12 protein-coding genes are annotated in these 13,824 nt (G+C 71.8%); 10 read left to right on the forward strand and 2 right to left on the reverse strand.

What is annotated here, in order from left to right; all coding sequences use genetic code 11:
• Positions 1 to 39 precede the first annotated feature (39 nt).
• Entirely contained in the window at positions 40 to 1,497 is a 1,458-nt protein-coding gene (locus BM204_RS08465; RefSeq protein WP_091112123.1) for a WS/DGAT/MGAT family O-acyltransferase, read from the forward strand.
• A gap of 27 nt (positions 1,498 to 1,524) precedes the next feature.
• Here the strand turns inward: BM204_RS08465 and BM204_RS08470 are convergent, their stop codons facing one another.
• Positions 1,525 to 2,439, reverse strand: a complete 915-nt coding sequence (locus BM204_RS08470) for an alpha/beta fold hydrolase (RefSeq protein ID WP_091111995.1) — start codon at positions 2,437 to 2,439, stop codon at positions 1,525 to 1,527.
• Between the two features lie 86 nt (positions 2,440 to 2,525).
• Here BM204_RS08470 and BM204_RS08475 point away from each other — a divergent pair, with 86 nt between their 5' ends.
• From BM204_RS08475 to hrpB, 7 genes are all read left to right on the forward strand, one after another.
• Positions 2,526 to 4,706 carry an acyl-CoA dehydrogenase family protein gene (locus tag BM204_RS08475; protein ID WP_246166006.1) on the forward strand — a complete coding sequence of 727 codons (2,181 nt, stop codon included), beginning with the start codon at positions 2,526 to 2,528 and terminating at the stop codon, positions 4,704 to 4,706.
• A gap of 44 nt (positions 4,707 to 4,750) precedes the next feature.
• Positions 4,751 to 5,248, forward strand: coding sequence for an FAS1-like dehydratase domain-containing protein (locus BM204_RS22605; protein ID WP_170259090.1), 498 nt, complete (start codon positions 4,751 to 4,753; stop codon positions 5,246 to 5,248).
• Entirely contained in the window at positions 5,245 to 5,676 is a 432-nt protein-coding gene (locus BM204_RS22610; protein WP_170259091.1) for a Zn-ribbon domain-containing OB-fold protein, read from the forward strand. The genes BM204_RS22605 and BM204_RS22610 overlap by 4 nt, the downstream gene beginning before the upstream one ends.
• Entirely contained in the window at positions 5,673 to 6,050 is a 378-nt protein-coding gene (locus BM204_RS08485) for a MaoC family dehydratase (protein ID WP_091111998.1), read from the forward strand. The genes BM204_RS22610 and BM204_RS08485 overlap by 4 nt, the downstream gene beginning before the upstream one ends.
• The gene (locus BM204_RS08490; protein WP_091112000.1) at positions 6,047 to 7,213 is read left to right on the forward strand and encodes a lipid-transfer protein; all 1,167 of its coding nucleotides are present in this window, start codon (positions 6,047 to 6,049) and stop codon (positions 7,211 to 7,213) included. The genes BM204_RS08485 and BM204_RS08490 overlap by 4 nt, the downstream gene beginning before the upstream one ends.
• 22 nt (positions 7,214 to 7,235) lie before the next feature.
• Positions 7,236 to 7,682, forward strand: a complete 447-nt coding sequence (locus BM204_RS08495) for an MOSC domain-containing protein (protein WP_218031146.1) — start codon at positions 7,236 to 7,238, stop codon at positions 7,680 to 7,682.
• Between the two features lie 137 nt (positions 7,683 to 7,819).
• Entirely contained in the window at positions 7,820 to 10,360 is a 2,541-nt protein-coding gene (hrpB, locus tag BM204_RS08500; protein WP_218031147.1) for an ATP-dependent helicase HrpB, read from the forward strand.
• A 32-nt stretch (positions 10,361 to 10,392) separates the two neighbouring features.
• On the opposite strand, the gene BM204_RS08505 is transcribed toward hrpB, so the two are convergent.
• Complete coding sequence (locus BM204_RS08505; protein WP_091112003.1) at positions 10,393 to 11,139, reverse strand: dienelactone hydrolase family protein; 747 nt, start codon at positions 11,137 to 11,139, stop codon at positions 10,393 to 10,395.
• A gap of 48 nt (positions 11,140 to 11,187) precedes the next feature.
• Between BM204_RS08505 and BM204_RS08510 the strand changes: the two genes are divergently transcribed.
• Together BM204_RS08510 and BM204_RS08515 are read left to right on the forward strand one after the other, a co-directional pair.
• Positions 11,188 to 12,645: a cryptochrome/photolyase family protein gene (locus tag BM204_RS08510; protein WP_091112005.1), complete on the forward strand. Its 1,458-nt coding sequence runs from the start codon at positions 11,188 to 11,190 to the stop codon at positions 12,643 to 12,645.
• A gap of 110 nt (positions 12,646 to 12,755) precedes the next feature.
• On the forward strand, positions 12,756 to 13,814 hold the full coding sequence (locus tag BM204_RS08515) for a zinc-dependent alcohol dehydrogenase family protein (RefSeq protein ID WP_091112006.1): 1,059 nt from the start codon (positions 12,756 to 12,758) through the stop codon (positions 13,812 to 13,814).
• Positions 13,815 to 13,824: the final 10 nt, after the last annotated feature.

The following is a 13,824-nucleotide window of genomic DNA, read 5'->3' on the forward strand; positions in this document are numbered from 1 at the left end:
TGAGAACACGTTCTACTTCCCACGCCTAGGATGCCGATCATGGACCGCCTGTCAGGCCTCGACGCCAGCTTCCTCTACCTGGAGACGCCGGCCCAGCTCATGCACGTCTGCGGGCTGATCGTCCTCGACCCGGCGACCATGCCGGCGCCGTACTCCTTCGGGGCCATGCAGGAGGCGATCGACCAGCAGGTCAAGGGCGTCCCGGCGTTCACCCGCAAGCTGCGCCGCGTGCCGATGGGGCTCGACCACCCGATCTGGGTGCGGGACAAGCAGTTCGACATCGAGCGTCACGTGCACCGGCTGGCCCTGCCGAGCCCGGGCGGCTACGCCGAGCTGGTGTCGCTCGCCTCCCACCTCGCCGCACTGCCGCTGGACCGCTCGCGACCCCTGTGGGAGATGTGGGTGATCGAGGGCTACGAGGGCGGCGACAAGGTCGTGGTCTTCACCAAGATGCACCACGCGACGGTCGACGGGGTCTCGGGCTCCAACCTGATCTCCCACCTGTGCGCGCTCGAGCCGGACGCCGAGCCGATGGCGCTGATGGCGGGGGAGAAGCACGGTCGCGAGGCCGGAGCGCGCGAGCTGTTGGGGCGCGCGGTCCTCGCCAACCTCACCCGACCGGTGCACGCCGCTCGCATCCTGGCCCCGACGGCCAAGGGGGTGACGCGCACGATCAGCCGCGCCCGAGCCGGCACGGCGATGGCCGCGCCCCTCACGGCCCCCCGTACGTCGTTCAACGGCACCATCACCGGCCACCGCACCATCGGGGTGACCGACCTCGACCTGGAGGTGGTGCGCGACATCAAGACCGCCACGGGCACGACCGTCAACGACGTCGTGCTGACGCTCGCCGGTGGCGCCCTGCGCGCCTACCTCGAAGAGCGCGACGAGCTGCCCGACAGCTCGCTGCTCGCCTCGGTGCCGGTGAGCGTGCGCGAGCAGTCGAGACGCGACGGCGGGGCCAACAAGGTCTCCACGCTCTTCGCCCGGCTGGGCACCGACGTCGAGGACCCGCTCGAGCGGCTCCAGGACATGGCGCAGTCCAACCGCCACGCCAAGGAGCACCACAACGCGATCAGCGCCGACGCGCTGCAGGACTGGGCGGAGTTCGCTGCCCCACGCACCTTCGGCCTCGCGGTGCGGGCCTACGCCGGGCTGCGGTTGGCCGAGAAGCACCCGGTGGTCCACAACCTCGTGATCTCCAACGTGCCCGGGCCGCCCATGCCGCTCTTCTTCATGGGGGCGCAGATCATCGGTCTCTATCCGCTCGGCCCGGTCTTCCACGGCGCCGGCGTCAACATCACGGTCATGTCCAACGACGGCCGTCTGAACGTCGGCGTGATCGCGTGCCGCGAGTCGATGCCCGACGTGGAGTCGCTGGTCAAGCACTTCCCCCTCGAGCTGGAGCGGCTGAGCCAGGCCGTCGCAGCGGCGAGCGACGAGGCGACGCCGCTGGAGAAGGCTCGCGCCAGGAAGCGGTCGAAGCCTCCGGCCTGATCTCGCAGGGTCGGGGGCGTGGCAGGCTCAGGCCGGTCGGCGGAAGTCGCGTCGACGCGCGTTGACCGTGGCCGCGGCCTCGACGACGGCCGGCACGAACTTCTCGGACTCGAGCACGCACCCGGCGTGGCCGGTGTCGATGTCGTGGATCGTGGCGCCGGGGATGGCCCGGGCCAGGCTGATCTGGCGCGCCGCCGGGATGACGCGGTCGCGCAGGCCCACGACGACAGCCGTCGGCACGTCGATCTGCCCGAGCCACGGCCGGGAGTGGTGGCGCCCGAGCGCCGCGAGCGCCTGCCCCACGGCCCAGGGGCTGGTGGAGCGGAACTCACGCATCGCCCACTCGTGGATGTCGGAGGGCGCCAGGTCCAGGGCCCGGGCGGTCGCGCGGGCCGCGGTGAGCGCCGTACGGGATCGCGAGACGCCGCGGGCGCCGAGCATGGTGGCGCCCATGCCGCTGAAGAAGAGCCGCTCGGCGGCGTTGAGCTGGAACTTGTCGGTCGTCGCGCAGAGCACGAGGCCCTGGATCTTGTCCGCGTGCTGCCGCCACACCCGCTGGGCGACGACGCCACCCATCGAGTAGCCGGCGATGATCACGTCCTCGAGCCCCAGCACGTCGATCAGGGCCGCAACGTCGTCGGCGCAGTCGACGAGGGAGAACTCCTCGCTGCGGATGCCCTGGCCGTGCCAGCGCTGGTCGAGGGTCACGACGCGGAAACGGCGTGAGAGCGGCTCGATCGCGGGGAACCAGGTCAGCAGGCCGGTGCAACCGAGCGCGTGCAGGAGCACGATCGTGGGGGAGTCGGCCGAGGGGCCCGGCGTGTCCGTGACGTACGTCGACCCGCCGCGACCGGGCAGCTCCACCAGGCGGCCCGGGGGGATGCGCACCCACGGGATGTAGACCTGACGGCGCACGAGCGCCCCCGGTGAGAACACGGCCATCGACCCTCCCTCGGCATCTGGTCCCCTAGACTAGAACAGGTTACAGTTTCGCTGATCAGCGACCCCGACACGTACAGGAGATCGACGTGGGTTCGGATGGCTTCACCCAGGCAGACCAGGAGTCTATCGACGCGGTGCGCTCCGTCATCGGGCAGGCGCTCGACCGGGACGGCGACTGGGCGGCGCTCGCGTCGGCCGGGATGCTCGGGCTCGCGGTGCCCGAGGCGCAGGGCGGGGAGGGCCTCGGTCTCGCCGAGGTCGGCGTGCTGCTGCGCGAGACCGGGGTGCGTGGGGTGCACCTGCCCGTGTGGGAGACGCTGTGCTGCGGGGCGCTCACCATCGCCGCCCACGGCACGCCCGAGCAGCAGGCGCTGCTGGCTGGCGTCGCGTCCGGGGAGACCGTGCTCACGCCGGCCCTGCGCGAGGTCGGGCTCGCGATCACCGACCGGCCCGGCACCACGTTCGCCGCCGGCACGGTGACGGGACGCAAGATCGCCGTGACCTACGCCGACACCGCAGCGCGCCTGCTCGTGACGGCCCTCGACGGGGACGACGTGGTCGTCGCGCTCGTCGACCCTCACGGCCCGGGCGTCACGCTGCTCGAGTCGGGCTCGTCGGCCCGGATCACGACCCACACGGTCGTCCTGGACGGCGCGCCCGCCGAGCTTCTCGGCGCCGGCGCTGCGCGGACGCTGGTCGACCACGCGGTGGCAGGGCTCGCGCTGACGGCCGCCGGTGTCGTCGCGGGGGCGCGCGACCTCACCGCCACCTACATCAAGGGCCGCACCCAGTTCGGCCGCACGCTGGCGCAGTTCCAGGCGGTCGCGATGCAGATCGCGGACGTCTACATCGCCTCGCGGACGATCGCCCTCGCTGCGGAGAACGCCGTGTGGCGAGTCGGTGCCGGCCTGGACGCGGCCGACGACCTCGCCGTGGCGTCGTACTGGATCGGTGCCGAAGGCCCGAAGGCCTTGCGCACCTGTCACCACCTGCACGGCGGCATGGGGGTCGACGAGACCTACCCGCTGCATCACTACTTCTCCTGGATCACCGACATCGCGCACGCGCTTGAGTGCCTGCCCGGCGATGTGCCGGTCGAGGACCCGACCACGAAGAACCTCGAGCTCACCGCGGAGCAGCGCCGGCTCAAGGGCGAGCTGCGCGACTACTTCACCGGGCTCGCCTCCCACGACCAGCACGTCGACATGGGTCGCGACCGCCACGGCCCGACCTACCAGCGGGTCGTCAAGCAGATGGGCACCGACGGCTGGATGGGCGTCGGCTGGCCGAAGGAGTACGGCGGCCACGGGCTCGGCGAGATCGAGCAGACGCTCTTCGCCAACGAGGCCCAGCGCGCCGACGTGCACCTGCCGGCCGTGACGCTGCAGACCGTCGGCCCCACGCTGATCCGCTACGGCACGGAGAAGCAGAAGGGAATGTTCCTCGAGAAGATCCTCGCCGGTGACGTCCACTTCGCGATCGGCTACAGCGAACCCGACGCGGGCACGGACCTGGCCGCGCTGCGCACGACGGCACGCCGCGACGGCGATCACTACGTGGTGAACGGCCAGAAGATGTGGACCACCGGCGGGCACCAGGCCGACTACGTGTGGCTGGCCGTCCGCACCGACACCGAGGCGCCCAAGCACCGGGGGATCTCGATCCTCATCGTGGACACCACGGACCCGGGCTACTCGTTCACGCCGATCATCACCGCCGACGGCTCCCACCACGTCAACGCGACCTACTACAACGACGTCCGCGTGCCCGTCGACATGCTCGTGGGCGAGGAGAACCAGGGGTGGAAGCTGATCACCACCCAGCTCAACCACGAGCGGGTGATGCTGGGTCCGGCCGGGCGCATCGAGGGCCTGCGCGACCGGGTCGCCGACTGGGCGACCAAGGCCGGGGTGATCGACCGCGCCGACGTGCGCGACGTGATGGGACGCGTCACTGCGGCCTTCCGCGTCAACGAGCTCCTCAACTGGGAGGTCGCCCGTGCCGCCGCGACCGGTGAGGTCTCGGTGGGCGACGCGTCGTCGTCGAAGGTCTTCGCCGCCGACCAGGTCCAGCACCTGGCGGCCGACCTCGGCGGGATCGTGCACCGCTACGGCGACCCGGCCGAGGAGGAGACCAAGGCCTTGCTCGACTACCTGGACGCCCAGGCCAAGCGCAACCTCGTGCTCACCTTCGGTGGCGGGGTCAACGAGGTGCAGCGCGAGCTCATCGCGATGTTCGGCCTGGGGCTGCCGCGGGTGCCGCGGTGAGTGGTCCCGCGACGCTCGAGCCAGTCGAGACCCACGATCGGATCATGGCCGAGGCCGAGCGGATCAAGGCCTTCGGCGAGGCGGCGGAGCGCGAGGCGCGCGACCCGGTCAACCAGCCCACGATCAACAACTGGGTCGAGGCGATGGGCAACACCAACCCACGCTGGCAGGGTGGCGAGGCGCCACCCTCGATGGCGCAGGTCTGGACGATGTACGGGTTGGGCGGCAGGCCGCCTGCCGACGACCCGCTGCACGCGATGATGAAGGTGCTCACCGACGCGGGCTACACCGCCGTGCTGGGCACCAACTGCGAGCAGACCTACGAGCGCACGTTGAAGGTCGGCGAGCAGGTGCGCGTCACCACCGCGCTCGACTCCGTCGTCGGGCCCAAGACCACCGGCATGGGCGTCGGCTACTTCGTGACGTCGCGCAACACCTGGTACGTCGATGCACCTGACGGGCAGCGCGAGGTCGTCGCGCGGATGCTGTTCCGGGTGCTGAAGTTCGTCCCGCGGGTCTCGACCGACGGGGACTCCGCATGAGCGTCCGGCCGATGATCGGCCGAGACTCCCGCTTCTTCTGGGACGGCACGGCCGTCGGCGAGCTGAGGGTCCAGAGCTGCAACGCGTGCGGTGAGCTGCGCTTCCCGCCGGGGCCTGCCTGTCCCGACTGCGGTGCCCTCGACCGCGGCCACGTGGTGTCGGCCGGCGTGGGCACGGTCTTCAGCTATGTCATCCATCGGCACCCGCCGGTCCCCGGCAAGGTGCTGCCGATCGTGCTCGCGCTGATCGACCTCGACGAGGGCGTGCGCATGGTGGGCGAGGTGACCGACGTACACCCCGACGAGATCGCCATCGGCCAACGGCTGCAGGTGGACTTCCACCGCGTCGACGACGACCTGACCCTGCCGATCTGGCGCCCCGCTCCCCAGGAGCTTGCCCAGGAGCCTGCCCAGGAGGAGACCGCGTGAACGTCGGAGACACCATCCCTGAGTGGAGCGTGGCGATCACGCCCACGCTGATCGTGAGCACCGCGATCGCGACGCGTGACTTCCAGGACGTGCACCACGACCGGGACCTGGCGCAGGGCCACGGGTCGAAGGACATCTTCATGAACATCCTGACCTCGACCGGGCTGGTCGAGCGCTTCGTGACCGACTGGGCCGGTGGCGACACCGACGTGCGGGGGATCGCGATCCGCCTCGGCGCGCCGGCGTACCCCTCGGACACGTTGACCTTCTCCGGCACGGTCTCCGCGATCGAGGACGGAGTCGCCGTGATCGAGGTCAAGGGTGCGGTGTCGCTGGGCGACCACGTCGTCGGCACCGTGCGGGTGTCCGCGTGACCGGCCTGTCGGGCAAGGCGGCGATCGTCGGGATCGGCGCGACGGAGTTCTCCAAGGAGTCGGGGCGTTCGGAGCTGCAGCTCTCGGTCGAGGCGGTCCAGCACGCGCTGGTCGACTGCGGCCTGACGGCTGCCGACGTCGATGGGCTCACGACGTTCACGATGGACACCTCCTCGGAGATCGCGGTGGCGCGCGAGCTCGGGATCAAGGAGCTGCGGTTCTTCAGCCGGATCAACTACGGCGGCGGAGCGGCCTGCGCGACGGTGCAGCAGGCGGCGATGGCAATCGCGACCGGAGTCGCCGACGTCGTGGTCTGCTACCGCGGGTTCAACGAGCGCTCGGAGAGCCGCTTCGGCCAGTTCTCCCTCGCGGCCGCGACACAGGTCAACACCAACGGCCTCGACAACGCGTGGACCTACCCGATGGGGCTCGGCACGCCCGCGGCCACCGTGGCGATGCAGGCCCGTCGCTACATGCACGAGTACGGCGCCACGTCGGCCGACTTCGGCGCCGTCGCGGTCGCGGATCGTCGTCACGCGGCGACCAACCCCGAGGCGTTCTTCTACGGCAAGCCGATCACCATCGAGGACCACCAGGCCTCGCGGATGATCGCCGACCCGCTGCACCTGCTCGACTGCTGCCAGGAGAGCGACGGCGCGGTCGCGCTCGTGGTCGTGTCGGCCGAGCGAGCACGCGACCTGGCCCAGGCGCCGGCGTACGTCGCCGCGGCGGCCCAGGGCAGCGGTGCCGACCAGTTCGTGATGACGTCCTACTACCGCGACGACATCGGCATCCCGGAGATGGGTGTCGTGGGTCGCGAGCTGTGGCGCCAGTCCGGGCTGCGCCCCGACGACATGCCGATGGCGATCCTCTACGACCACTTCACGCCCTACGTGCTGATGCAGCTCGAGGAGCTCGGCTTCTGCGGCCGCGGCGAGGCGCCGGGGTTCGTCGCCGACGGGGCGATCGAGATCGGCGGCCGGCTCCCGCTCAACACCCATGGTGGTCAGCTCGGCGAGGCCTACATCCACGGCATGAACGGCATCGCCGAGGGCGTCCGCCAGATCCGTGGCACCTCGGTCAACCCGGTGCCCGACGCCGCTCACGTGCTCGTCACCGCCGGCACCGGCGTCCCCACGAGCGGGTTGATCCTCTCGGCCTGAGGGAGCCGTCACAATGGCCGGCGTGAGCCAGCCCGTCGTCGTGTCCATCCACGTCGCCAAGGGACGTCGGCTGCCGATGCGGTCGGTCGAGCAGGCCGAGGTGGTGGAGGCGCGGGGGATCGTGGGCGACCGCTACGAGGGCTCGAAGCACCGGCAGGTGAGCATCCAGAGCCTGGAGGCGATCGGCGAGGCGTCGGAGGTCTTCGGGGCGCCGATCGACCCAGCCCTGACGCGCCGCAACATCACGGTCTCCGCAGGCGTCATCCCGAAAGCACCCGGCAGCCTGATCCGCATCGGTGACCTGCTGCTCGAGGTCGTGCGGGTCGCCGCCCCCTGCAAGCTCCTTGACGACACCATCGGTCCCGATGCGCAGGTCGCGCTGCGCCGCCGCGGCGGCTCGATCTGTCGGGTGCTCGAGTCGGGCGTCGTCGCGGTCGGTGACGGCGTGGAGCTGCCACCGGTCTCGTGAGTGGGACCTGCTCAGCTGTGGGGGCGGGGCTCGAGGTCGCTTCCTGGGTTGCTGGGTCTCGACGTGCGCTGCTCGCTGGCGCTCGTCACTGCTCGACCGGCGGGTGGCCGTCGTGACGCACGTGCGACGCTGGCGCCGTGGCCCAGGACCCGATTGCGCGGCTGCTCGCGGACCCGCCCGACCTGCCGGTCGTGGCCGGGCTCGACGCGCTGCGCCGGGCCGTGGCGGACCGTGGGGCCGCGGTCGTCATGGCCCCTCCGGGCACCGGCAAGACGACGATGGTGCCGCCGGCGCTCGCGGCCCTCGTCGACGGCCGCGTGGTCGTCACCCAGCCGCGTCGGATCGCGGCCCGCGCGGCCGCCCGTCGCCTGGCCCACCTGTTGGGGGAGCCGGTGGGGCAGACGGTGGGCTACGCGGTGCGGGGCGACCAGCGGGTCAGCAGCGCGACGCGCGTGGAGTTCGTGACGACCGGGATCCTGCTGCGCCGGCTCCAACGTGATCCCGGGCTGACCGGCGTCGGCGCGGTCGTGCTCGACGAGGTGCACGAGCGCCAGCTCGACACCGACCTGACATTGGCGCTGCTCGTCGACGTGCGCCGCCACCTGCGCGACGACCTCCCACTCGTCGCGATGTCCGCAACGGTGGAGGCCGAGCGCACGGCCGCCCTCCTCGGCGACGCGGGCGACTCCGGCGACGACGTGGCCGGGCCCGTGCCCGTCGTCGACGTGCCCGGCGCCCTGCACCCGGTGACCGAGGTCTGGTCGCCGTTGCCGCCCGGGGTCAAGCGCTCCGACGACCGCGGCATCACCCCTGCCTTCCTTGACCACGTCGCCGCGACCACCCGCCGTGCCCTGGCACAGCACGACGGTGACGCGCTGGTCTTCCTCCCGGGGGTGGCCGAGGTCGGCGGCGTCGTACGACGACTCGCCAGCCTCGACGCCGACGTCTTGCCGCTCCACGGGCGACTGCCCGGCCGCGAGCAGGACGCCGCGCTCACGGCCGGGCCGCGGCGCAGGGTCGTCGTGTCGACGTCAGTGGCGGAGTCGTCGCTGACCGTGCCCGGCGTGCGGATCGTCGTCGACGCTGGCCTGTCCCGCGAGCCCCGGACCGACCACCGTCGCGGCCTCGCGGGACTGGTCACCGTCCGGGTGAGCAGGGCGTCCGCCGAGCAGCGCGCGGGCCGCGCGGGCCGTGAGGGCCCCGGGGCCGTCCACCGCTGCTGGTCCGAGGCCGAGCACGCGCACCTGCCGGCACACCCCGCCGCGGAGATCGCGACGGCCGACCTGACCGCCTTCGCGCTCGACCTGGCCTGCTGGGGCAGCGGTGACGGAGCCGGCCTCGCCCTGCTCGACCCTCCACCGGCCCCGGCGATGGAGGCCGCGCAGACGACGCTCCTCGGCCTCGGCGCGCTGGCGCCCGACGGCACCGTCACCGAGCGTGGCCGCGCGATCGCAGCCGTCGCCGCCGACCCGCGGCTGGCCCGGGCGCTGCTCGACGGAGCTGCGCTCGTCGGTGGTCGACGCGCAGCCGAGGTCGTCGCCCTGCTGTCCGAGGACGTCCGCTCCCCGGGCGCCGATCTCGTGGCCGCGCTGAGGGCCGTGCGTCGTGGTGGTCCCGACGCCGGCCCCTGGACCGCGGCGGTGAAGCGCCTCGAGGCGGCACTGCCGGCCGACCGGAGGGGCGGAGGGGGCAGCGAGAGGCTGGGCGACGACCTCGCCGTCGGGCTCGTGGTCGCCCTGGCGCACCCCGAGCGCATCGCCCGGCTGAGGCCGGGCGGCACGGCGTACCTCATGACCGGCGGCACAGGTGCCGCCTTCCGGGCGGGGGAGTCCTCGCTTGCCGGGGTGCCCTGGCTCGCCGTTGCCGACGCCGACCGTCCGGCGGGCCGTCGTGACGCGACCATCCGCTCAGCGGCGCCGATCGACGAGGACCTCGCGCTCGAGGCTGCCTCGGCGCTGTGGGAGGAGGCCGAGCAGGTCGGGTGGGTCGAGGGCCGCGTGGTCGCTCGTCGTACGACGTCACTCGGCGCGATCGAGCTCTCCGCCTCCACCATCCCCGACCCGGCCCCTCACCTCGTGGCGGGCGCCGTCCGCGACGGGCTGCGCAGCGACGGCCTCGCCGTGCTGCCCTGGAAGCCGTCGGCGCTCGAGCTGCGCCGGCGCCTGGCCTTCCTGCACCGCGCCCTGGGCGCCCCCTGGCCGGACGTGTCGGACGAGGCGCTGACGGACGCGGTCGAGGCCTGGCTCGGGCCCGACCTTGCCCGGGTCCGCGGCACCCGCGACCTGGGCCGGATCGACGTCACCTCGGCGCTGAGGCGGCTGCTGCCGTGGCCCGAGGCCGGTCGTCTCGACGAGCTGGCCCCGGAGCGGGTGGTGGTGCCGAGCGGGTCGGCGGTGCGCGTCGACTACGACGGTGACCAGCCCGTCCTCGCCGTCCGCATCCAGGAGGTCTTCGGCTGGCGGGCCGCCCCAGCGTTGGCCGAGGGACGGGTCCCACTCCTGTTGCACCTGCTGTCACCGGCGCGGCGCCCGGCAGCGGTCACCGCCGACCTAGCGTCGTTCTGGGCGACCGGCTATCCCGCGGTGCGCGCGGAGCTCCGCGGGCGCTACCCCAAGCACGCCTGGCCCGACGACCCGTGGACGGCGCCACCGACGACGCGGACCAAGCCACGTCGCTGAGATCGGGTGGCGCCGGACCGCAAGACCAGGCCTCACCCGGCGAGCTTGTCGCGGAAGAACGCGAGCACCCGGTCGACGCCCTCCTGCTGACGGTGCGCAGTGACGGTGGAGTGGCCCTTGCCCTCGAACTCGACCCGGATGAAGGCCCCGCCGATCTCGCGGGTGAGGGTGTCGAAGCGGGTGCCGGTCGCGACGTCGGAGGCGTACTGCAGGCCCAGCACCTGGCAGCCACCAGCCGCCCGTGACTTGACGACGCTCAGGTCGGCCGGCGAGAGGTTGAGGTCGGCGGCTCGCGCCTTTCCGACGGGGAACGGCGCCGAGGGTTGGCACAGCACGGGGGCGGCGACGGCGTCGTCGACCATCATCGCCAGGGCGAAGCCGCCCGTGAAGCACATCCCCAGGGCCCCGACGCCGGGCCCGCCGAGCTCGGCGTGCAGGTCGCGCGCGAGGCTGCGCAGCCAGCCCGCGACCGGTGAGGTCTCGCGCTTCGCGAGCTTGGTGAACTCCTTGCTCACGCAGACCTGCCGCAGCGCACCCGTCACGCTGCCCACGCCCAGCGACTTCTCGGGGGTGCCGAAGAGGTGCGGCATCACGACCGTGAAGCCGGCCGCCACGACCTCCTCGCCGAAGCCGATCACCTCAGGCGTCAGGCCCGGGATCTCGTGGATCACGATGACGCCGGGCCCGCTGCCCTTGCGGTACGTCGGGTGGGTCGCCGTGGTGCCGCGAAGCGTCTCGCCGGTGTGCGCACCGCGGGTCCAGCTGTCGAGGAGGCTCATGCGCCGAGGATAGGGGCCAGGCAACCGGCGCCTGGCTAGTCTCGCCGCATGGGGGAACGACACGTGCGGCTGGTGCTGCCCCACCAGCTGTTCCGCGACCACCTCGACGCCCCCGAGGACACGGTCTTCGTCCTGGTCGAGCACGACCTGCTGTTCCGGCACTACCGCTTCCACGCCCAGAAGCTCGTCCTGCACCGCGCCTCGATGCGTCGGTTCGCTGACCTGCTCCGCGAGCACGACCGTGAGGTCCACGTCGTCGAGACCAGCGCCGAGGCGACCAGCCACGACCAGCTCACCGACCTCCTCGCCCGTCTGGAGCCGAGCCGCGTCGACGTCTTCGACGTCGTGGACGACTGGCTCTCCCGGGACCTTCACCGGGCCGTGACCGACCTCGAGGTGCTGGAGACCCCCAACTTCCTCACGACCCGGCAGCAGCTCACCGACCACTTCGCCGGCTCGTCCGCGCGCATGCAGACCTTCTACACCTGGCAGCGTCGCCGGCTCGACGTCCTGGTCGAGGCCGACGGCAGCCCTGTCGGCGGGAAGTGGTCCTTCGACGAGGACAACCGCAAGAAGCTGCCGAAGAATCATCGTGTCCCGGACATCACGCCGCCCGCGCGCCACGAGGCGGTGGAGGAGGCGATCGCGTGGGTCGCCCGCGAGTTCCCCGACGCGCCCGGCAACGCCGAGACCTTCGCCTGGCCCACCTCCCACGCCGAGGCCGAGGCGTCGTACGACGAGTTCCTGGCGCAGCGTCTCGACGGGTTCGGCCCGTTCGAGGACGCGATCTCGGCCCAGCACGGCTTCGTCTTCCACTCGCTGCTGACCCCGGGGCTCAACATCGGGCTCGTCTCGCCCCACCACGTCCTCTCCCGAGCGCTCGAGCACGCCGAGGGGCACGACGTGCCGCTGGCCTCGCTGGAGGGCTTCGTGCGGCAGGTGATCGGGTGGCGCGAATACATGCGCGCGACCTATCACCTGTGGGGTCGCCGGATGCGCAGCCGCAACCACCTCCAGCACACCCGACCCCTGAGCAAGGGCTGGTGGGAGGCGACCACCGGGCTCGCCCCCGTCGACCTCGTGCTGCGGCGGGTCCTGGACACGGGCTACGCCCACCACATCGAGCGGCTCATGGTCCTCGGCAACGCCCAGTGCCTGCTGCGCACCGACCCCGACGCGACCTACGAGTGGTTCATGGAGCTCTTCGTCGACGCCTACGACTGGGTGATGGTGCCCAACGTCTACGCGATGAGCCAGTTCGCGGCCGGTGCCGCGATCACCACCAAGCCCTACGTCTCGGGCAGCAACTACCTGCGGAAGATGTCGGACCTGCCCAAGGGCGAGTGGTGCGACGACTGGGACGCGCTCTACTGGACCTTCGTGCGCGACCACCTCGACGTCTTCGCCGGCAACCCGCGATCGCGGATGATCGCCAACCTCTACGACCGGATGGACGCTGCCAAGAAGGCCGCCCACACCCGCCGCGCCCACGACTGGATCACCTGACCCCGCCGGGACCTTGGGCCCTTCTCGGGCTCCTCCCGCGGCGAAAGAGTCGGCGGTGGAGGAGCCTCTCGCGGGCATCGGCTCGCCGTCCTCCGCGGAGGGAGACCACCATGAAGGCACTCGTCTACCACGGCCCTGGTCGCAAGAGCTGGGACGAGGTCCCGGACCCGAGCATCCAGCAGCCCACGGACGTCATCGTCCGCATCGACACGACCACGATCTGCGGCACGGACCTGCACATCCTCAAGGGTGACGTGCCCGCGGTCGCCGAGGGCCGCATCCTCGGCCACGAGGGCGTCGGGACCGTCGTCGAGACCGGATCGGCCGTGTCGACCGTAGCCGTGGGTGATCGGGTGATCATCTCCTGCATCAGTGCCTGTGGCTCGTGCTCCTACTGCCACCAGGGCCTCTACGCGCACTGCCTCGCGGAGGAGGGCGCCAGCGGCATCGGCTGGATCTTCGGCCACCTCATCGACGGCACCCAGGCCGAGCTCGTGCGCGTGCCCTTCGCGGACAACTCGGTCTACAAGATCCCTGAGGGGGTCACCGACGAGCAGGCCGTCATGCTCTCCGACATCTTGCCGACCGGCTTCGAGATCGGCGTCCGCTACGGGCGCGTCAAGCCCGGGGACGTCGTCGCCGTCGTCGGGGCCGGGCCCGTGGGACTGGCCGCGATGATGACCGCCGGCCTGTACGGCGCCGCGCGCGTCATCGCGCTCGACATCGACCACAACCGTCTCGACCAGGCGCTGGCCTTCGGGGCGAGCGACACCGTCGACAGCGCTGCTGCGGACTGGGTGGAGCAGGTGATGGCCATGACCGACGGTCACGGCGTCGATGTGGCGATCGAAGCCGTGGGCATCCCTCAGACCTTCGATGCCTGCACCAAGATCGTCCGTCCGGGCGGCACGGTCGCCAACGTCGGCGTGCACGGAGCACCGGTCCAGCTGAACCTGCAGGACCTGTGGATCTCCGACATCGCGATCACCATGGGCCTGGTCAGCACCTCGACGACCCCGATGCTGCTCAAGCTGGTGGCCCAGAACAAGCTCCACGCCGAGCGTTTCGCCACCCACCACTTCGACCTCGACCAGATCCTCGACGCCTACGAGACCTTCGGCACCGCCGCGGACACCAAGGCGCTCAAGGTGGTGATGAGCCGGCGATGACCAGCCGGCG

The sequence above is a fragment of the Nocardioides psychrotolerans genome (assembly GCF_900113685.1).
GTDB lineage: Bacteria > Actinomycetota > Actinomycetes > Propionibacteriales > Nocardioidaceae > Nocardioides > Nocardioides psychrotolerans.

Coding starts and splice junctions, on each gene's coding strand:
- BM204_RS08465 (WP_091112123.1), top strand. CDS start 40: ATGGACCGCCTGTCAGGCCTCGACGCCAGCTTCCTCTACCTGGAGACG.
- BM204_RS08470 (WP_091111995.1), bottom strand. CDS start 2,439: ATGGCCGTGTTCTCACCGGGGGCGCTCGTGCGCCGTCAGGTCTACATC.
- BM204_RS22605 (WP_170259090.1), top strand. CDS start 4,751: ATGGCCGAGGCCGAGCGGATCAAGGCCTTCGGCGAGGCGGCGGAGCGC.
- BM204_RS22610 (WP_170259091.1), top strand. CDS start 5,245: ATGAGCGTCCGGCCGATGATCGGCCGAGACTCCCGCTTCTTCTGGGAC.
- BM204_RS08505 (WP_091112003.1), bottom strand. CDS start 11,139: ATGAGCCTCCTCGACAGCTGGACCCGCGGTGCGCACACCGGCGAGACG.
- BM204_RS08510 (WP_091112005.1), top strand. CDS start 11,188: ATGGGGGAACGACACGTGCGGCTGGTGCTGCCCCACCAGCTGTTCCGC.
- BM204_RS08515 (WP_091112006.1), top strand. CDS start 12,756: ATGAAGGCACTCGTCTACCACGGCCCTGGTCGCAAGAGCTGGGACGAG.